The sequence below is a fragment of the Bradyrhizobium sacchari genome (assembly GCF_002068095.1).
In the GTDB taxonomy this organism is placed as follows: Bacteria; Pseudomonadota; Alphaproteobacteria; order Rhizobiales; family Xanthobacteraceae; genus Bradyrhizobium; species Bradyrhizobium sacchari.
In genome coordinates this window covers 1-18,416 of the sequence record NZ_LWIG01000029.1, presented here as the reverse complement: position 1 = coordinate 18,416, position 18,416 = coordinate 1, and the positions used below count along the sequence as shown (strand labels likewise).

Genomic DNA, 18,416 nt, shown 5'->3' with positions numbered 1-18,416 from the left:
GAATCTAAAGTTCGCCACATAAAGTCTGCTGGGCTTTGTGGCAGAAGCGTTTGACGGAAGCCAAAATCTGGTCTGCGGACTTGGTCCATTTGAAGGGCTTGGGATTTTTGTTGTGCAGGTCGATGAAGGTACGGATGTCGGCCTCGAGCTGCCTGACGGAGGTGTGAACACCTCGCTGGATCTGCTTTCGGGTGAGCTCAGCGAACCAGCGTTCGACCTGATTGATCCATGACGCGGAAGTCGGCGTGAAGTGGACATGATAATGCGGCCGACGGGCGAGCCACGCTTTGATCTTGGGTGTTTTGTGAGTGGCGTAGTTGTCCATGACGATATGGACATCGATCCCTTCAGGGACTTGAGCGTCGATCTCTTTGAGGAACTTCAAGAACTCGACTGCCCGGTGGCGCTTGTAGCATTTGCCGATGACGAATCCAGAGGCGACATCGAGCGCGGCAAACAGCGAGGTCGTACCATGCCGCACATAGCTGTGCGTGCGCCGTTCCGGTACGCCCGGCATCATCGGCAGGACCGGCTGCTCGCGATCCAGGGCCTGGATCTGGCTTTTCTCATCGACACTGAGGACAAGGGCTCGGTTCGGTGGGGAAAGGTAAAGGCCGACGATATCGCGGACCTTGTCGACGAACAGCGGGTCGCTCGACAGCTTGAATGTCTGGCTGCGGTGCGGCTGCAGGCCGAACGCCGTCCACATTCGGCGGATCGTGGTGTGGGAAAAGCCAGTTTCCGCAGCCATTGAGCGGATCGACCAGTGCGTCGCGTCGGGTGGCGTTGTACGCAATGTCCGCTCAATTACCTCAGCAACCTGATCGTCGTTGATGGTTCGAGGGCGGCCCGGGCGGGCCTCGTCAAGCAGGCCATCACAGCGATCCTTCAAAAATCGGCGGCGCCACTTGCCGACGGTGTGTTCGTGGAGGCCGAGTTCGACAGCCACAGACTTGCTTGGCAAGCCATCCGCACACCGCAGGATCGCGCGGCAGCGCTCAGATAGCGATCGGGCAACGCGATGACGACGAACTTGTCTCTCCAAGTACGCCCGCTCCGGCGGACTAAGCACCAACGGCGCGATCGGCCGGCCTCGCTCACCTGCATTCGCCACAAGCTCTCTCCTCTGTAGAGATTCGAGCTATCAACTAATGTGACGAACTTGCGTTCCAGATGACTAGTACCAATTTTGTTGCTTTGTACGTGAGCAATACTCAGTTGCGGCTTACCTGTCTGGCTTGAACGATGGGCCGAGCCGCATTGAGCGCGGGCTTGCATCGATGGCCAACATCTGATCGCGCTCAAGCGCGAAGAGCGGTGGAATTTCTGTGTCCGCCATCTGGGAAGCTGGCCATACGCGTTCCAAAGAGTGAGGCCCGAGAGCTCCTCGTCAGGAGGGACCTGCTCAGGTTCGACACGCAACTTCGCGTAGGCCTCTGCCGCGGTGAAGGAATGCGGGCAATCGGCGTGAATTGTTTACGCTTCGAGCAGCGCACCGTCAGCCTCATGCGCAGGCCTATAGTTTCCGGCGAATTCCACCAAGCTTGCATTAGAGCTCGGCGCTTCTAAGAGCATCACTTCAACGTTAGGCGCGCGGCCTGGTCTCCGACGAGACGCGACAGTGCAGCCTCGGCGATCTCGCTTGCGAAATCCGTTGTCGCCGCACCAATCCTGAAGGCTCGAGCGGAAGCCGTTGCACCGTGAATTGTTCGTGGCCGGTGCGACACACCGCCAATGACAATGTCGCTCAACCGGCGGCTCCCGCCAAGGAAGGCGAATTCGCTCCGCCGCTTGCCTTCCAGCCTGTTTGAGTATTAAAGCGCGACTTACATGCCGTGGAGCATCCGTCGCGGTCGCGGAAGCTGCGGTCGTTTTTGGATAACTGATCGGGGATTGATTCGGCCGGAGATCCGGCCTCTTCTTAATTACCGCGGATTAGAAATTGATTCCGCTGAAAATGTGCATCTTCAGGTGAAAACTGAAGGAATAATGCGTCGAATCTATCTAGCTACTGAGTCTATCTGTTGATCGGCGGTTTAAAGGCGGCGAGTGCTGCTTTCCTCCCGGAGTGGGTCCAATCGAGGTCCCCCCGACAAACGCGATGGTGTCTCGTGCCACATTACGATCTTGTTAGTGGTAGCCTTGCATTGATAGCGGTTGGCCTCGCGGTCCTCTGGTCAAGCCCGCTCGCCTTGGCCTTCGTTTAACGCCGACGTGTTGATTGCATTTCGCGCACACCGAAGACGGCTTGGCCTTGGAGCACCACAACATGCCTGATGCGTTCTGCACCAGGGGCAGCAAGAACTTCAATGCCAGCCGCCGCCTGATGCGCCGAACAACATGTCGGCGTCGGCGGCTATCATCGATAATCAGTTCCGATCGACGCTCTTCCATCAAGTGAGTCATGCATGAACAAGGTTTATCCCGACGCGAAGTCGGCACTCGACGGCATTCTGAAAGACGGCATGATGATCATGTCCGGCGGTTTCGGCCTCTGCGGCATCGCCGAGGAGCTGTCGGACGCGATCCGCGACTCCGGCGTCAAGGGCCTGACGGTCGTCTCCAACAATGCCGGCGTCGACGGCATCGGGCTCAGCCGCCTGCTCGAAACCCGCCAGATCAAGAAGATGATCTCGTCGTATGTCGGCGAGAACAAGCTGTTCGCCCAGCAATTCCTCGCCGGCGAGCTGGAACTCGAATTCAATCCGCAGGGCACGCTGGCCGAGCGCATCCGCGCCGGCGGCGCCGGCATCCCGGCCTTCTACACCAAGACCGGCGTCGGCACGCTGATCGCCGAAGGCAAGGAAGTGAAGGAGTTCGACGGCGAGAAGTACCTGATGGAGCGCGGCCTGTTCGCCGACCTCGCCATCGTGCATGCCTGGAAGGGCGACACCGCCGGCAACCTCATCTATCGCAAGACCGCGCGCAACTTTAACCCGACGATGGCCACCGCCGCCAAGATCACGGTGGCCGAGGTCGAGCATCTGGTTCCGGCCGGTGAACTCAATCCCGACCACATCCACACTCCCGGCATCTTCGTGAAGCGCATTGTCGAGGTCGGCACGGCCAAGAAGCGCATCGAATTCCGCAACACCCGCCCGCGCACCAGCGCATGATCCGGAAAAGTGCAAGCCGGATTTCCGATCAGATCATGCGCCACTAAAGAATCGACAGGAGCACAACGATGGCCTGGACCCGTGAACAGATGGCTGCGCGCGCCGCAAAGGAATTGCGTGACGGCTACTACGTCAATCTCGGCATTGGCATCCCGACGCTGGTCTCGAACTACATTCCCGACGGCATGGACGTCTCCTTGCAGAGCGAGAACGGCATGCTCGGCATGGGGCCGTTCCCCTATGAAGACGAGGTGGACGCGGACCTGATCAATGCCGGCAAGCAGACCGTGAGCGAGCTGCCGTCGACCTCGTATTTCTCGAGCGCGGATTCCTTCGGCATGATCCGCGGCGGCCATATGGATCTGTCGATCCTCGGCGCCATGCAGGTCGCTCAGGACGGCGATCTCGCCAACTGGATGATCCCGGGCAAGATGGTCAAGGGCATGGGCGGCGCGATGGATCTCGTCGCCCGCGTCAAGCGCGTCGTCGTGGTGATGGAGCATTGGGCCAAGGACGGCCCGAAGCTGCTGAAGCAGTGCAACCTGCCGCTGACCGGCGAGCGCGTCGTCGACATGGTCGTCACCGATCTTGCCGTCTTCACCATCGACAAGCACGGCACTGGCGGCATGGCGCTGATCGAACTCGCCGACGGCGTCTCGCTCGACGAGGTCAAGTCCAAGACCGAAGCCGAATTCCGCGTCGCGTCGAAGGATACCTGAGCCGGCGGCCACGGGGCAACAGCAGCAGAACAAGAAAACAACGACGACGTTATCGTGGTGGGCCTTCTTGGACACCTATCGAACGTTATGCATAGCACCACCCCGAGAAATTCGGGAAACCTTCGAACAAATTCGGATGGGTTAATGTGCCCGAATTCGCTAATTTGCTGGTCGCTCACTAAACGCAGCCGATTTGCTTCCGGGCCAAGCGGTAAGGCAGCGGATTTTGATTCCACTCGGAATGGCCATTTTTATGCTGTTTCGCCCCACCGATTAGAGCGATCGGGCGTCTCTGGCGAAGAGTCGGGAGCAGAGGTTCTCGGTAGCCGGTCTTCGCGCAAACGGGCAATATCTGAACTTGACCGCTTTATCGCCACATTCGTCTCCATCGCGGTAGGCCGTACGATCGAGATAGGCTCTGTAGCCTAGGCGATTCTGCCCCTGCCGGCAATGAAGCGCAGCCGGCCATCCCCACGATCCGACACGAGAGGGTTAGACCGTCTTTACCCCGATTCAATCGCGAGAGAGGCCCAAGTCGAGCGGATAGCGTGTAGCAGGCTTCGGCTCGTTGACGGGTATACGTGCATGGACGAGCTGAGCGCGCATCCAACCGTCACGTTCAGAGCGACCTTGATGTTTTGCAAGCACCACACGTGCGATACGGATGGCTTCGCGGAATTCTCGCGCAGAGTCGGATGTGCCCTCGACCCTCTCTTTCGCCAGTTCTGCAAAATCGACCCACCAATGATCGTTGTGCCCCCAATGAAGGAACGTTCCTGGATAAACATCCCCTTCCCACAGGCGCATGAAGTCAGCCTTTTCGAGGTGCGTTCCGAGAAGAGTGCACGCGACCGGATGGTCAAAAGTCCGATAGAGCCGCCGGATCAGGCAGCAATATTTGAGTAGTTGATATTTGCCCGTGCCGCCGACATGGCCACTCGTTGGATGGTCCCAATGGAAGGTGACTCAACGAAAGTCATCAATCTCAGCTGCCACGATGGATTCAAAATCTTGCTCACTCTGTCTCACCGCCGTGGATTGACCCGTTGGATTGAATCAAATTGCTCTTCTGCGCCTCTATAATCTCCTCCGGATCAACGAGGAAGGGGGTCTGTTTTCCTTCGAGAAGCCACTGCTCGCTTATGCCCAAACGCCCGCGCGACGTTGACCAGCTCCGATGCACTGACATTGGAACGGCCCTCTGTAATGGCATCGAGCTTGCGCCAGTCGGGAAATCCAAGGTGCTTCGAAATGCTCTGCAGGGTGAAGCGGCGATGGAGTTGAGTTCATCTACGAAATTGAGTCGACATAAGTCCTCATAAATGTCCGCCTTTTCATCAGGTCAGGGTTGCCGATCTTCGCCTTAGGGGGCAATATTGCAGGCTGAACGACACCGGAATGCGCTCACTGTCGGGCGTCATGACCGCCAGCCCGAATTAGTCCTCAAACCGGCCGCCGCGTGCCCGGCTCTCTGCGGCTTCGTTCTTGCGCTCCTTGGCGATCGATTCCTGAAGGTCGGTCTTGGCCTTGTTGAGGGCATTGGCAAGTTCTGGTGTGTGGTCGGCCGGAAGCTGTTCAAGCAGCTTCAACCGTTCTTCCAGCTTCGTCGCGAGTGATCCGCTCCAGCTCCACGGACGTAAGCGCCGCACGATCTCATTCAATGCGGCATGAGGATCAGGAGCCTTGTAGAGCGGCTTCGATGCCAGGGGAAGCCACTCATGCGGTTCGTTGTTCGCAGGGCGCTTAAACAGGCCCGCCGATGCCGCCATGAGAGGATAGCGGACCGCCGGATCAGCATCGCACCACGCGAGAAGTACGTCATCCGGCACGACATCCAGCGGGTTCTTGTGGAAACGCTGAAAACCGACGAAGGCCTGCACCGCTTTTCCCCGCGCCTTGGCGTCGCCCGAGAAGGCTTCATCGAGCACGACCTTCGGATGCACGCGAAGCAGTCCCGTTACCAGATCATCCTGATCATATGCGTGAATGTCGTAGCGGCCGACCGCGGCCATCATTTTGCGGATGATGCGTCGAACGATCGGAACGCCTTCGTCGCCGGACAGCGACACTTGCGCAATTCGCCCCAGCTCCCGATCCTCACGATCTGTGCGCCCGTTCTTCTCATGGAATTCAAAAGCGTCCAGCAGAACGCGTCCAGTCTCGGCAACTTCGGGTACCGGCTCCCGCTTGTCGATCCCATTTGCAACCAGGCGCATTGACAGGATCTCCAGCGCGACCGTCAGGCCGCCGGGCTTGCTCGCGATGGCGAGGAGAAGATCGCGAAATTGCGGTCCCGGAACATCGTCGCTGGCGCGGCCATAGCCCAGCGCGTAATATAAGGTGATGTCGGCATTGCCGACTTCGAGTGCCCGGCGCAAGCGCCTGACACCTTGAACATCGACCGTGACCCGGGCCTGAAGGTGAGGAAAATAGACCCCAACCGACGGGTGTTCGACGGCCTCGTCCAACATCTTGTTTGTCAACGTGGCATCCCGCTTTTGCAGACCCGTCAAGAAGCCGCCCATCAGACCTGTGTCGGGCTTATCCGTTGCCGCGAATTCGGTTACGAAGGCCTGCCAAATCTCGTAAGGTTTCGCAGTGCTGCTTCCGAGGCCAAGAACATCACGCATACGATGCCATCGACCGCGCTGAGTCCTCCGCCCTCTTTTTCATCGCCCGTCTTGATACGGGCTTCAGCATCGAGCAGATATGAATCGTCAGTTCCGCCGGGCGCACGCGACCAGGAGCCAAACGACTGCCAGCCCGGGATGGATTTGCCGATCAGGGACCGCACCCACGGAATGAGCCCGGGATGATCACGGAGCCACGACCCGGTTGCGATCGTAGAAATCGAGCGCGAGCTTCGAAGCATCCTCGACCCCTTCAACCGCGTCGGCCATGGCCTTTTTGCGGTTTTTGAGCGCAGAAAAGGCAGTCGACCCCGTCGAGCTTACAATGATGTATGCCCCGGATGCCTTGGCGAGATCGACGATGACCGGGCGCACGACACCGTCCGCCTTCATTTCGTCAAGAATTTCCCCGTGGGGCATATCGGGCTTCTTAACTTGAAAGCCTGTCTCGGGCCGGGGGATAAAACCGCCGACGTTTGTGCCGGGCGGGAGCGCCACATGCACGTCGAGCCCGCCATCTTTTGCCGTCTGGTTGCCGCCCCACGTTACGTGGGACACGGGATTACCTTGCCGGCGGAGCTCGGCCTCGCAAAGCCGCCCGATCAGCGCGCGCAGATCCGTGTCGTTGAGGAGGGCAATAGCGTCCCCGGTGATCTCAAACATGATTCGAAGCTAGGTAAGACACAGAGTTGCGTCAATCAAAGATAGAAAACCTCTTTGGATATCGTAGTGCCCATGTCCTATACTTGGACCAATCCCAATGTGTCGCTCCCCGCAGGCCCGCGCGCGAGGGGCCCGCGTCCATTGCATTCCGGCGTCGCTATCACTGCCCATCGCGCGGGTGCCTTGTGATCCGGCCGCCGATATGATTGGGAGGCTTCAGCGGCCCCCCCCCTTCCGCCGGTATTGTCGTCCGTCAAAAGGTGGTTGTCGGGGGCCAACGCGTTGGCCCGTCACCAGACCGTCATAGTCGCGGCAGCGGGGGGCCGTCCGGGCGAGCACGTCGCGGATGAATCGCTCCAATCGCGGGTCATACCGGTACCCAGCAGCGAGCCGGCCGCCCCAGCCGTTCGCGATCTGCGCTTTCTGAAGAAGATGTAGTCCGACCGGTGGAAAAAGAACCGCCGCGCTTGTGCCGCCATCAGCGTGCTTGACGCAATTGGCGTATCCTCATTGTCATCCGCAACGACATCGGCTCATTCAGCTTGCTCCGAGAAAGCCGTGCTGTAGAGCTCCTCAATCTTTTCAACTTCTTCCGGCGTCAACTGAGCGAACTCGTTCTCCCTCGCTCCCGACGCGTTGGTATCACTGATCGGCTGGCATTGCTCGAGATTTCGATCTTGGCGCTCGCCGATGGTGCCTGGCCCGCAGGGCGAAATGTCCAACATATGACAAAGAGCAGAAAAACTGTCAGGTTCAAGCCGCTGGGTGTCTGAAAAGCAGAGTGTTTCATACCAGATTCAGGACTCAATGCGAACTGAAACGCTGGCACGGATGTTGCTATTTAGAGACGTCGACTATGAGTGGACGCAAGACGGGGAGCCCCTCGTTCTTTGCAATCGCAATTCGGAGGCTACGGATCCGTTTGCACTCGATAGATCCCTCTGGAGAAGAATCCTAACGTTGGAGAATACCACTATGAGCGAAGCGGCCTTCATAGAAATAGATAGTGTCATTCCGCGTGCCGATGTCGTCAAGCGCACAGCGCGGATCGGCGCGGAAATCAGGAATCTCAAGCTCTCGGGCGATTTGCCGGACCAGACGATCGCCGCGCTCAATGGGGCGTTGCTCGAGCATAAAGTAATCTTCTTCCGTGACCAAGGTCATCTCGATGACGCCGAGCACGAGCGCTTTGCTCAACGTTTTGGAAGGCTTGTGCCGCACCCAATCATGGGCGCTGCCAAGGGTACGACATCGGTCCTCGAAATTGATTTGCGCCAAGCCGGTAATCGAGCTGATCTTTGGCATGCCGATTTGACCATGATCGATGCCTATCCGAAGATTGTGGTGCTGAGAGCCGCTGTAATCCCACCATTCGGCGGCGATACAGTCTGGTCCAACACTGTTGCCGCCTATCTCGACCTGTCGCCGCCACTGCAACGGCTTGCGGACGAGCTCTGGGCCGTTCACAACAACGCCGTCGACTATACGGTAATGCCCCGCGCCAGGGAGGTCGACAAGGAGTATTGGGATAAGGTCTATACCAGAACGATTTATGAGACCGAACATCCCGTTGTACGAGTCCACCCCGAGACGGGCGAACGGGCACTAGTGCTCGGTGACCCGGTGCGACGTTTTATTGGCCTCCCGAAATATGACGGCCAGAGGTTGTTCGATCTTTTCCAGTTTCATATCACGGCGCCCGAAAACACCGTGCGTTGGAACTGGAGGGAGGGTGATGTCGCGATGTGGGATAACCGGTCCACGCAACACTATGCAATTAGTGATTATGGGGACCAGCATCGCCAAGTTCGCCGCGTTACCATCGACGGCGAGGTACCCATTAGCGTCGACGGCAAGTGCAGCGTAATGCGAATCAGGCCCTCCAAGTAGCCCGCGCAAGCATTCGCAAGGATTTGTCTATAGAGACTCGGCTGGTGCAGGCCGTGCTCTTATCCGCTCGTTTGTTGACCGCATCACGCAGTTCAAGCGCGCACGTCTGGCGAGGGAGCGTGCTCGCGGTCCGTCCCTCGGCCATGAAATGGGTCGGACTCCGTGAACGCCACGGGCAGGCGCGGGATGTCCTGGGCTGTGGGCATCCCTCGGCACCAGAAAGTGTATCCGGTCGATGTGAAGCTCATTTGGCCGATTACCAAAGTCCGCGGGACACCACGAAAGCACCACGTGCCCGATATATTGTCGATTGCGGCAGAACAAATACTGGCTAGCGCCAAATGGAAAACTGTGAGTTGGCAGCGCCTGCTCACAAATCCATCGTGCCTTGATAGTGGCAGCCAGCGTGCGCAGATCCGTCATCGCCGGAACATTCGCGAGATAGTATTTCTTCTCCCCCGAGGCGCGCATCAACAGTTGAACGAGGAGCTTGGACTTGATCACTTCGAGGGGCGATCATGGCAGGGTCTTCATAGCCACGCACTGATGACAAGGATTGCCTATGCCTTCCTGCAACATCGTCGCCTCCTGTACGCGGAGCGGGAATCAACGGGCCTCCGCCTCAAACAACCATGCCCGCCGTACGTCACGCCATCGTCGATCTCATCCTTCGGTCGCCGTCTCAGCAGTGCCGATATTGCCGAAAGCAAATCCTTGAAAAACAGCCGCCAAAACACGTTCTGCCAAAGTAGTGTTAGAGCTCGCAGATGACCGGCTCGAGGGTGCCGCGCCGCGGCATCTTCGGCGTCATCTGCCGCTTCAGCCTAGGGGTGAGCAGCCTGAACTTGGCATCGGGTGAGGGGCATTTTGGCCGCGATAGCCTATATCAGCGAGGATGCGCTCAATGGAGTTGCCGATCAGCTCCTTCATACCGGTGTCGAGCTGGTCGCCTCTCGCAAGCACCTGTATCGCAGTAACCGAGACCCTGACGCCCACGTATGAGCCACGCTCGCGTCACAAGAGAAATCGACAAAGAGATGGACAGGTTTGCGCCGATCTATCGGCTTCGATTTGTGACTGTCGCTCCGAGCCATTCTGGAATTTCCGCCTAATCATCGCCAATGGCCGGTTGCACTGGTTCGGGGAAATGGCCTTCCAAGCGCAGATGTAGCGGGTTAGATGCTGACGGCATGACGGGTCTACGGCGCTTCAATCGCCCCCTCCAGATAAATTATGCAGCGCAGCCGGAGATGTCGTGCGGCTGTTCGAAGCCAAGTATCCCCTGGCGTCGGCCGCCTTGTGTAAGTTTGAGAGGCGGCCCGAGGATTTGGCCTTAAGTCTAACTTTAAGGTCACGTGGCGAATGCAGGTCAATCTTTTGGGCGCCGAGCGTCGGCGGGGATGGAGTTACGACGAGAAGGTTCGCCTTGTCGAAGAGACCTTGCAGACTGGCGAGACGGTCTGCGGCGTCGCGAGCGCCACCAGGTGGCTCACAGCCTGCTGTTCACCTGGCGTCTACAAGCGCGCCAGGGGTCGACTGGGCGGGGATTCCGTGCCAGCTCTCGTTCCCGTCGAGATCACGCCGGTGGCGGCTCCGATCTCGAGCGACGTGCCACAACCGGCGTCTCCCCCCGCCTGCGCAGCGTGCAGGCTGGAATCATCGAGATCGAGCTTGGCGGCGGCTGTCGCGTTCGCGTTGACCGTGACGTGGACGTTGAGGCGCTGCAGCAAGTGCTTGAGCTGCTGCGGCGACGATGATCCCGAGTCCGAGCGGCGTCAGGGTTTGGATAGCCACTGGCCACACCGACATGCGTCGCGGCATGCGAAGCCTGGCTCTTACAGTTCAGGAGATTCTGAGCGCGATCCGCACGCCGGCGATCTCTACATCTACCGCGCCGCCGTGGCGACCTGGTCGAGATCTTCTGGCATAACGGATTAGGCATGTCGCTCTACGCCAAGCGTCTGGATCGCGACAAGTTCATCTGGCCGTCGGCGTCGGCCGGCGCGGTGTCAATCTCTGCGGCGCAGATGACTTACATGCTCGAGGGCATGATTGTAGGAATCCGCAACTAAGCTGGCGGCCGCAGAGCGCGGGCAGAGCGAGGAAACTACGGATGCAGGCAGTTTTGGGTGGTTCCAACGCGTCCAATTTTGTGATTCACTGCGTCGCTGGATGAGGATCGCTGCGCTGTTCCGAATGACGTTGCGGCTCTGAGAGAGGCGCTGGCGGTCGAGCGCACGAAGGGTTTGGAGATCGCCGCCGAGCTCGCGGTCGCCCGCGCGAAAGCGTCGGAAGGCGAAGCGATGATCGCCCAGCAGCAGCAAATTGCCAAGCTGAAGCATCAGATCTATAGGCAACGGTCGAGCGCTCGGCGCGGCTGATCGAGGAGTTGGCGCTGACGTTCGAAGAGTTGGAAGCCGATGCCACCGAGGACGAGCTTGCGGCGGAACGAGCCGTGGCGAAGACGACGACGGTGCGCGGATTTACGCGCAAGCGCGCTGAGCGCCAGACCTTCCATGAGCACCTTCCCCGGGAGCGGGTGGTGATCGAAGTACCTACGGCATTGTGAATGCTGCGGCAGCAATCGCCTTCGCAAGCTCGACGAGGACGTGACGCGCACGCTGGAAGTAGTGCCGCGCCAGTGGAAGGTGATCGAGACGGTGCGAGAGAAGTTCTCCTGCCGCGATTGCGAGAAGATCAGCCAGCCGCCGGGACGCTTGCGGCTTATGGGAGCTTAGCCGCACGACCCCACGGGTACGGTGTTCCTTGATCATGTGCCTTTCCAGCCATTGTGGTAGGTGTTGCGATTTACTTCGGCATGGCAAAAATGTGGTTGGTGGACACCGTAACCGGCATTGTTCTTACTCAGAGCGTCGGCGCTACCGGCTATGCCGTCGTCATCGTGTTGGCCACGCTGGCGACTTTTGACCGCCGCCTCGAGCGGGCCGCGCTGAGCACGCAGGCGAGCCCTATCCAGACATTCGTGCGTGACCCTAGCGCCTCCGACAATCCGTCCACTTTCGGGAGATGTCTCGACTTGCCACGAGACCTCAAATCCGGATTCGGCTTCTGGTTGGTTATGGATCGACACAAAGAACATCCATGCCTACGAAGACAAGTACGTTCACTCGGCGACCCTTTCCGCCTTCGATGTGATCGCCCAGACGATCAAGGATCTTGGAGGTGAGAAGGCATGCATAGGCGTTGGGTTGGGCGGCTATTACTATTCGGCGAAGGCCCATGCGGACCTGATCCGGGCGTTGCCGCAGGCGAGCTTTGTCGATGCGGATTTGCTCGTAAACTGGATCCGCATCGTCAAGAGCCCGGCCGAACTCGCACTGATGCGTCAAGCCGGGCAATTGCTGATGCGATGATGCGACGCGCGATCGATGTCGTCGCCCCGGGCGTTCGCGAGTGCGACGTTGCCGCGGCGGTTTATTACCAGATGGCGGCCGGCACGCCCGACTTCGGAGGCTCGTACGGTTGTGCTCCTCCGTTCCTTTGCGTCGCCGAGCGCGCGGTTGCTCCGCACGCGGCCTGGACCGACAAGCCTCTGCCAAAATTGACAACGTCAATCTTGAGCTGTTCGGAAACCGACTTCGGTATCAGGTGAATCTCAGTCGCTCGATCGCGGTGGGGCCCCCATCGCCGGCCTTCCAAAACCTGTCCGATGTGGCAGTTGAAGCGATGAATGCGGCCTTGGACCACGTCCGCCCTGGCATTGCCTGTTCCGAAGTTGAAAGCGTGTTCCGCCGCTCACTTGTCCGCCACGGATTAGAGAAGGAAGCACGGCTGGGATATTCGATTGGCCTTGGTTATCCGCCTGGTGCGGTCGAGCGAACAGCAAGTCTGCGCAGGGGTGACGAAACAGTTCTCCAACCTGGCATGTGTTTCCACATGATGCCAGGCTTGTGGCTTGACGATGTCGGTGTTGCCATTACGCAGTCATTTGCCGTCACCGAAACTGGGCATGAACCGTTGTCGTCAACACCTCGCAAACTTTTTGTGAAGTAGAGAGCGCCACGAAAAACGCGATGCGATCTCGATGAATCATCATCGCGCTTCTAGTCGTCCTTTGAGCGGCATCTTTTCTAGTGTTCCGTAATTATGCTCCCGATGTTTGGACGTTGAAGGCGACTCAATCGTAAGCGCCTCCTTAGGCCTCTGCTGTTCGGTTTCACCCGTCAGCGCGACACTGGGATCGCCCACTTCTAAAGAACCTTACCAAGCTTCATCATGCCGTGCCCTACCGAGATCGAACCTCCCGTCCGGAGCACAATCTCATACACCACCGCATCGACCTCACGCGAGCGGCCGAGGAAGTCGGCGCTACCGCCCCCGATTGGCTGACCAGCATTGTAATGGATTTGCAGTCGCCCAGATGCCCGAAGGGCACCGGCCGCGTGCCCGGAATGAGCTTCACTACCTCGGTATCCGCTTCCGCGATGAAGGCAGGTACGGCCGCCATCGGCACGGAGATGTCGTACTTGATTGAGCGGCCCTCAGGCCTCTGCGCCCTCGCCAATTCGTGGCGCAGCTTTCAAAAATCTGCGCGTTGGAACAGGCTGGCCGCAATGACCGCATTCTCGACGATATCCTCTTCCACCGAGCGAGCATCGCTTCCAGCGCGGCCCGGGCATCCTCGCGCGGCGAGGACACTTCCTTCAGAACGTACCAAGAATGTCATTTAGAGAGAGAATCGGGGACGTCGATGCCGTGGCGGACCGAGAAATCGACCGCAATCTCCGAGAGCAGTTCAAAGCTCGTCAGCGTGCCCCGCGGCGTCGTTCTTGAGAGACGGGGAGTAGCTTCAGCGCTAGGTCCGGCGATTGCAGCCCGACGAATACGGTCTCGATCGCTCGCGGCTTCGGAAACAGTTTCAACGTTGCCGTCGTAATGATGCCGACCGTACATTCTGCGCCGATAAACAGGTTGACGCAGATCGTAGCCGGTGTTGTCCTTCTTCGACGGCACATTAAGCACGCGCCCGTCCGCCAGAGCAACCTCAAGCCCCAGCGCCATCACGCGAGTCACGCCATAAGCAAGCGCCATCGTGCCGCCCGCATTCGTCGAGAGATTGCCGCTGATTGTGCAGCTTCCCTCTGAACCCAACGAAAGCGGAAACGGACGATCGACATCGGAAGCTTTTTTCTGCGCGACCTGCAGCACCACACGGCCTCGCAGATCATGGTGTTTGATGCCGGATCGATATCGCGGATCTTGTTCAGATGCCGCAATGACACGACCACCTCGCCATTGTGCGGCGTCCGGCCCCGGACTAGGCCGGTGTTGCCGCCCTGCGGCACCAGCCCAATGTCGTACTTATTCGTTATCTTGCAGTTGCGGCCACCTCGGCCGTCAAGGGCGCAGGACCAAGAAAGAGCGGCCGGGAACAGTTTGCGCTCCTCGGTGACGTAGGGCTCGATATCTGCCGCATCCGTCAGGACATATTTGTCGCCGACGATTTTCTTGAACTCTGCGATCAGCTCAGTCGAGGGTGGGGCTGGTGCTGGCCGGACCATGCTCATGCATACTTTCTCTTTTTTCATCGCGCTTTCGAGCAGAGGGCCGTTGAGCAACGAATCGGTCCGTCGCAATAGAGAGATCTCCCTTGGTCCGACATGCCAACTCGTCCGGATCGACGGGTGGTTTCAGCTGCAGCGATGGAAGGATAAAGCGGTTTAGCCCAAAAGCCCTCGTGTTCGGTGTCCATCCTTGTCGAGACCCTTGTTAGCTGAACAGCCGGAGCTGCAACGCCACAGTAGAGCACGCGCGCATCTGCTGACTTCGCAGTCTCTATCGGGTCTTAGAGCGAGCAGCGGCCTTTGGAATGCCGCCGCCGGGTCAGGTGTGACGGAAATTCGATGCCAGCGACATCTCCAGAGGAGGAGCAACATGATCTGACAGCGGCGAGACATACGGCGTCTTCGCCTCCGCTTCATCAAATCTGCCTTTGCAGCTGCGATCAGCTCCGGCTCGTTCAATGCCTTGATGCCGACGCTGGCCATGGCCTTGGCGGCTTGCACGATCGCCTTATGAGCGTGTGGGCTCTTGCCCTGCGCCACCACCTGCCAGGTGTGCAAGGGCGTGCCGATGGCAAGCGTAGGAGCGTGAACCTCAACGGTCGGCACCACCCAACTCACGTCAGCGACGTCGGTCGAGCCGACCAGCGGATTGCGTTTTGCCTCGATCGGCACCAGGAAATGGGCCAGCGGACGGTCGTTCGGATCCATGCCGATTGCGTAGTAGACCGAGGCGATGTCCTTCTCGGTCAGGGTCGCGCGAATCCGGCTGGCGAAGTCCCGGTCTGCGTCATCGAAATGCGGTGGCCCGAGCTCTTCGGTGACTCTGTGCAGGGCCTGTTCGAGGGGAGCGTGGGGCAGGATATTCGAGACGGCAGATATGATCGTCATCTCCATTTTGGTTTCGGTCATCAGCCCCGCTCCCTATGCTATCTTCCGCACCCGCCCGACCAACTCGTTCATGCCTGGCAGGTCGCGCGCACGGATCGCAAGCGTACGCGGGCGTGGGCCTGCACCACGTTCGGGGCGATGCCGCCTGTCTCGAGCAGCGCATAGTGCACGCGCGCATCGCTCGGCATATGCTCGCGCATGTAGTTGAACCCGACATTCATCAATTCCACTGGTCGAGCGCCGAACGACCAAGATGCGGCGAGAACCGCAGCGTGCGAGCTGCGTCCGGTGAAATCGGCGCGTGGATTGGCAAGCGATGGCGCCATCACGACTTGCCAAAAGCTCTTTGGATGCCAAGTGATGGCGATATCGGTATCCTCGAACGCGCCGCTGCGCACCATGGAGGTCTTTGCTGCGCCGCCTTCCGCCGGGCAGCCATAACAGAGAACGGGCCCCGGCACCTCGTCAATTCTTCAAGGCGACTGCTGCAAGCAACGCCCCAGCACCAAGCAGGGTTGTGACCGCAGCCATGGCTGGGGCCGCCGGCTTCGATTCGGGCGAGCCTCAGTAATCCCCGCCTCCTGGCTCAAGCCCGGCAGCGCGTCATATTCACCGAGAAAAGCAACGACCGGTCCGCCTTCGCCCCATTCCCCCATCAGCGCGGTCGGAATGCCAGCGATGTTCTCGTTGATCCGGAAGCCTTGGTGGCATAGTTCGGCACGGTGCTCGGCGGCAGATCGCGCCTCGGTGTAGCACACCTCGGGCATTCCCCAGATCTTGTCGCTCAAGGCGATGAAACGCGCCTTGATTGCATCCACCATCCCGCGCCAGATCTCATCGTACCTGTCCATTGCCTGCTGCGATCCCCGTGACGTGCCACTGAATTTTCATCCAGCGGCAGTTAGAGTCGGAGTTTTGTACGCCAAGTGGCGCGGGTGGAGCAACGGACGATCGGAGGAGCTGGTCGGCGTTGCGCAGCCGATCGTCCGTTGCGGTGAGGTGGCGGCGTAGGCCGCGGGGGTCAGGTATTTCAGCGACGAGTGGGGACGCTGGAGATTGTAATCGGCGACCCAATTGGCGATCTTGGCGCGGGCGTCGTCGAGATCGAAGAACAGGGTCTCGTTGAGCAATTCATCGCGCATCCGGCCATTGAAACTCTTGACGAAGCCGTTTTGCATTGGCTTTCCCGGCACGATGAAGTGCCAGTCGATGGCTGCGTCCTTGCACCAAGCGAGCATGGCGTTGCAGGTGAACTCGGTGCCATGGTCTGACACGATCATTCCTGGCTTGCGGCGTCGCTCCACGATTGTCGTCAGTTCGCGGGCCACGCGCCGCCCCGAGATCGACGTCTCCGGAATGGCGCCCAGGCATTCTTTGGTGACGTCGTCGACGATGTTGAGGATGCGGAAGCGTCGGCCATTGGCGAACTGGTCGTGGACGAAGTCCAGCGACAAGCGCGCCTTCGGCCTCGCCTCGACCAGGATCGGGGCACGGGTCCCCACGGCCTTCCGGCGAGACCGCCGCTTGCGGACGGTGAGCCCTTCCTCGCGATAAAGCCGGTAGATCCGGTTGATCCCCGATGGCTCGCCCACCCTCAGCAGTAGGACGAACAAACGGCGATAGCCGAAACGCCGCCGCTCGTTGGCGAGATCGCGCAATCGGCCTCGCAGACCTGCGTCCGGCGGGCGGCTGGAGCGATAGCGGATCATCTTCCGATCCGCCTCCACGATCGAGCAGGCCCGCCGTTCCGACAGGCTCATGACGGCCTGCAGATGCGCGATCGCAGCGCGCTTGGCGGCGGGCCCTACCATTAATCCGTCCTCCTCCCTCATTATAGGAAGCTCAGATCAAAAGAGGAGAGTATCATGGCCCATCGCAATTTGCCGCGACCTGCGGCTGTCTATGGAATCGACATTGGCAAGAACCTGTTCCACGTCGTTGGCCTAAGCTGCGACGGCACACTGTTCAGAAAGCTCGCTTTCGACGGGAGACCCTTCTTCAGTTCTTTGCTCGGTTTTGTGAACAGGCAGGCGCCCTGGCCGTCATGCCAGATCACCTTCAGCAGGTTGCGGCGGCGACCGCGGAAGCAAAACAGGTGGCCGCCCAGCGGATCGGGATGCAAGATCTCCTGGACCTGCAATGCCAGCAACGGAAAGCCCTTCCGCATGTCGGTATAGCCGGTCGCGAGCCATACCCGCACGCCGGCAGGCAACGGGATCATCGCGGCCGTCCATCCGTCAGCGCCGCCACGACTGCGGTTAGCGTCACCGCGTCAACCGCACCGGAGGTTCAATCGGACGCGCGTTCCGAACGGTGACGTCGTAGGTTAGCATAGGCGGGGCTGGTCTACGTGATCAAATACCATGTTGGAAACGGCTGCCGATAGCACAACTTCGGGAGCTCTTCGTCGGATGTGCGTCCAACAAATCTGCGCTTTGACGCATGCAGCGAATAGACCTTCGTCCCGCTCTGGCGCTGCTGCTGCTCGTGGATGCGGCGCGCCAGCAATAGCAGCTTCGAAAACCTCCCCTCGAGCGCGGCGTCGCCCGCGATCTTGCGGCTGATGTCGCGCATCACCCGGCCGAGATAGGTGCGCAACGTCTTCAGCGCACGCCTGGCACGCTTGAACTGCTGGCATGGGCGTAGCGCTGATGCTTGATCAGGGCGAACTTGCCGACCCTCGCATAGGACTGGCGCAACTCGACGCCTATCAGTTGCGCCAGCCGCACCAGCTTCTCGCGCGCCCGGTTCAGAAGCTTGGCGTCGGTCGGGAACATCACGCTCTTGGGCTGCACCAGTCGTGTCCACGATCACCCGGGAGAGCTCGGACAGCTTGATCGCCTTGGTCCTGACGGCGACCGACAGGCTCTCCTGCAGCAGGGCTTTCAGGCGCTCCTCGCCCATCCGGTTGCGCCAGCGCGTCAACAGCGATCGAACACCGGACGGTGCTGGAAACACTCCTCGCCGCAGAAGAACTGATAATAG

General features: G+C 59.6%; 13 protein-coding genes and 10 pseudogenes. 13 read left to right on the top strand and 10 right to left on the bottom strand.

The window, feature by feature from the left end; all coding sequences use genetic code 11:
- Positions 1 to 4: 4 nt before the first annotated feature.
- Positions 5 to 1,114: an IS630 family transposase gene (locus tag A5906_RS27155; RefSeq protein ID WP_080137402.1), complete on the bottom strand. Its 1,110-nt coding sequence runs from the start codon at positions 1,112 to 1,114 to the stop codon at positions 5 to 7.
- Positions 1,115 to 2,408: 1,294 nt separating this feature from the next.
- Between A5906_RS27155 and A5906_RS27150 the strand changes: the two genes are divergently transcribed.
- From A5906_RS27150 to A5906_RS45090, 3 genes are all read left to right on the top strand, one after another.
- A complete protein-coding gene (locus A5906_RS27150) occupies positions 2,409 to 3,116 on the top strand; it encodes a CoA transferase subunit A (protein ID WP_080138324.1) in 708 nt (235 codons plus the stop codon).
- Between the two features lie 68 nt (positions 3,117 to 3,184).
- Positions 3,185 to 3,835: a 3-oxoacid CoA-transferase subunit B gene (locus tag A5906_RS27145; RefSeq protein ID WP_080138323.1), complete on the top strand. Its 651-nt coding sequence runs from the start codon at positions 3,185 to 3,187 to the stop codon at positions 3,833 to 3,835.
- 585 nt (positions 3,836 to 4,420) lie between these two features.
- Positions 4,421 to 4,741, top strand: coding sequence for a hypothetical protein (locus A5906_RS45090; protein WP_136615513.1), 321 nt, complete (start codon positions 4,421 to 4,423; stop codon positions 4,739 to 4,741).
- Positions 4,742 to 5,271: 530 nt separating this feature from the next.
- Here the strand turns inward: A5906_RS45090 and A5906_RS27135 are convergent.
- The 3 genes from A5906_RS27135 to A5906_RS27120 all read right to left on the bottom strand — a co-directional run bounded on the left by A5906_RS27135 (position 5,272) and on the right by A5906_RS27120 (position 7,853).
- The gene (locus tag A5906_RS27135) at positions 5,272 to 6,465 is read right to left on the bottom strand and encodes a hypothetical protein (RefSeq protein WP_136615512.1); all 1,194 of its coding nucleotides are present in this window, start codon (positions 6,463 to 6,465) and stop codon (positions 5,272 to 5,274) included.
- A gap of 186 nt (positions 6,466 to 6,651) precedes the next feature.
- Positions 6,652 to 7,128 carry a class I SAM-dependent methyltransferase gene (locus tag A5906_RS27130; RefSeq protein ID WP_080138320.1) on the bottom strand — a complete coding sequence of 159 codons (477 nt, stop codon included), beginning with the start codon at positions 7,126 to 7,128 and terminating at the stop codon, positions 6,652 to 6,654.
- Positions 7,129 to 7,661: 533 nt separating this feature from the next.
- Positions 7,662 to 7,853, bottom strand: a complete 192-nt coding sequence (locus A5906_RS27120) for a hypothetical protein (protein ID WP_080138318.1) — start codon at positions 7,851 to 7,853, stop codon at positions 7,662 to 7,664.
- Between the two features lie 250 nt (positions 7,854 to 8,103).
- Between A5906_RS27120 and A5906_RS27115 the strand changes: the two genes are divergently transcribed.
- The 3 genes and pseudogenes from A5906_RS27115 to A5906_RS27105 form a co-directional block, all read left to right on the top strand.
- Positions 8,104 to 9,018 (top strand): TauD/TfdA dioxygenase family protein, encoded by a 915-nt coding sequence (locus tag A5906_RS27115; protein ID WP_080138325.1) that lies wholly within the window; start codon positions 8,104 to 8,106, stop codon positions 9,016 to 9,018.
- 180 nt (positions 9,019 to 9,198) lie between these two features.
- Positions 9,199 to 9,375 (top strand): annotated as a pseudogene (locus A5906_RS27110) (IS701 family transposase); the annotation flags it as partial.
- Positions 9,376 to 9,480: 105 nt separating this feature from the next.
- A pseudogene (locus tag A5906_RS27105) lies at positions 9,481 to 9,736 on the top strand (IS701 family transposase); the annotation flags it as partial.
- Positions 9,737 to 10,532: 796 nt separating this feature from the next.
- On the opposite strand, the gene A5906_RS27100 reads toward A5906_RS27105, so the two are convergent.
- Positions 10,533 to 10,748, bottom strand: coding sequence for a hypothetical protein (locus A5906_RS27100; RefSeq protein ID WP_080138317.1), 216 nt, complete (start codon positions 10,746 to 10,748; stop codon positions 10,533 to 10,535).
- Positions 10,749 to 10,925: 177 nt separating this feature from the next.
- On the opposite strand from A5906_RS27100, the gene tnpB (A5906_RS27095) reads away from it, so the two are divergent.
- From tnpB (A5906_RS27095) to A5906_RS46010, 6 genes and pseudogenes are all read left to right on the top strand, one after another.
- Positions 10,926 to 11,090, top strand: a complete 165-nt coding sequence (gene tnpB, locus A5906_RS27095; RefSeq protein WP_283807736.1) for an IS66 family insertion sequence element accessory protein TnpB — start codon at positions 10,926 to 10,928, stop codon at positions 11,088 to 11,090.
- 96 nt (positions 11,091 to 11,186) lie between these two features.
- A pseudogene (locus A5906_RS27090) lies at positions 11,187 to 11,729 on the top strand (transposase domain-containing protein); the annotation flags it as partial.
- Between the two features lie 107 nt (positions 11,730 to 11,836).
- Positions 11,837 to 11,947 (top strand): annotated as a pseudogene (locus tag A5906_RS45085) (hypothetical protein); the annotation flags it as partial.
- A gap of 58 nt (positions 11,948 to 12,005) precedes the next feature.
- Complete coding sequence (locus tag A5906_RS45080; protein WP_245326926.1) at positions 12,006 to 12,392, top strand: hypothetical protein; 387 nt, start codon at positions 12,006 to 12,008, stop codon at positions 12,390 to 12,392.
- Positions 12,389 to 12,631, top strand: a complete 243-nt coding sequence (locus tag A5906_RS46015) for a M24 family metallopeptidase (protein WP_347337622.1) — start codon at positions 12,389 to 12,391, stop codon at positions 12,629 to 12,631. Before A5906_RS45080 ends, A5906_RS46015 begins: the two co-directional genes overlap by 4 nt.
- A complete protein-coding gene (locus A5906_RS46010) occupies positions 12,628 to 13,032 on the top strand; it encodes a M24 family metallopeptidase (protein ID WP_283807734.1) in 405 nt (134 codons plus the stop codon). Before A5906_RS46015 ends, A5906_RS46010 begins: the two co-directional genes overlap by 4 nt.
- A gap of 221 nt (positions 13,033 to 13,253) precedes the next feature.
- Here the strand turns inward: A5906_RS46010 and A5906_RS27080 are convergent.
- The 3 pseudogenes from A5906_RS27080 to A5906_RS27070 all read right to left on the bottom strand — a co-directional run.
- Positions 13,254 to 14,546: pseudogene (locus A5906_RS27080) on the bottom strand (FAD-binding oxidoreductase); the annotation flags it as partial.
- Between the two features lie 316 nt (positions 14,547 to 14,862).
- Positions 14,863 to 16,282: pseudogene (locus A5906_RS27075) on the bottom strand (amidohydrolase).
- Positions 16,266 to 17,242: pseudogene (locus A5906_RS27070) on the bottom strand (IS3 family transposase); the annotation flags it as partial. The pseudogenes A5906_RS27070 and A5906_RS27075, both read right to left, overlap by 17 nt.
- A gap of 54 nt (positions 17,243 to 17,296) precedes the next feature.
- Between A5906_RS27070 and A5906_RS46450 the strand changes: the two are divergent.
- Positions 17,297 to 17,445, top strand: a pseudogene (locus tag A5906_RS46450) (IS110 family transposase); the annotation flags it as partial.
- Positions 17,446 to 17,457: 12 nt separating this feature from the next.
- Here A5906_RS46450 and tnpB (A5906_RS46600) read toward each other — a convergent pair.
- Positions 17,458 to 17,652 (bottom strand): annotated as a pseudogene (tnpB, locus tag A5906_RS46600) (IS66 family insertion sequence element accessory protein TnpB); the annotation flags it as partial.
- A 194-nt stretch (positions 17,653 to 17,846) separates the two neighbouring features.
- Positions 17,847 to 18,416, bottom strand: a pseudogene (locus tag A5906_RS43535) (transposase family protein); the annotation flags it as partial.

Coding starts and splice junctions, on each gene's coding strand:
- A5906_RS46015 (WP_347337622.1), top strand. CDS start 12,389: ATGATGCGACGCGCGATCGATGTCGTCGCCCCGGGCGTTCGCGAGTGC.
- A5906_RS27135 (WP_136615512.1), bottom strand. CDS start 6,465: ATGCGTGATGTTCTTGGCCTCGGAAGCAGCACTGCGAAACCTTACGAG.
- A5906_RS27150 (WP_080138324.1), top strand. CDS start 2,409: ATGAACAAGGTTTATCCCGACGCGAAGTCGGCACTCGACGGCATTCTG.
- A5906_RS45090 (WP_136615513.1), top strand. CDS start 4,421: ATGGACGAGCTGAGCGCGCATCCAACCGTCACGTTCAGAGCGACCTTG.
- A5906_RS27120 (WP_080138318.1), bottom strand. CDS start 7,853: ATGTTGGACATTTCGCCCTGCGGGCCAGGCACCATCGGCGAGCGCCAA.
- A5906_RS27115 (WP_080138325.1), top strand. CDS start 8,104: ATGAGCGAAGCGGCCTTCATAGAAATAGATAGTGTCATTCCGCGTGCC.
- A5906_RS27130 (WP_080138320.1), bottom strand. CDS start 7,128: ATGTTTGAGATCACCGGGGACGCTATTGCCCTCCTCAACGACACGGAT.
- A5906_RS27145 (WP_080138323.1), top strand. CDS start 3,185: ATGGCCTGGACCCGTGAACAGATGGCTGCGCGCGCCGCAAAGGAATTG.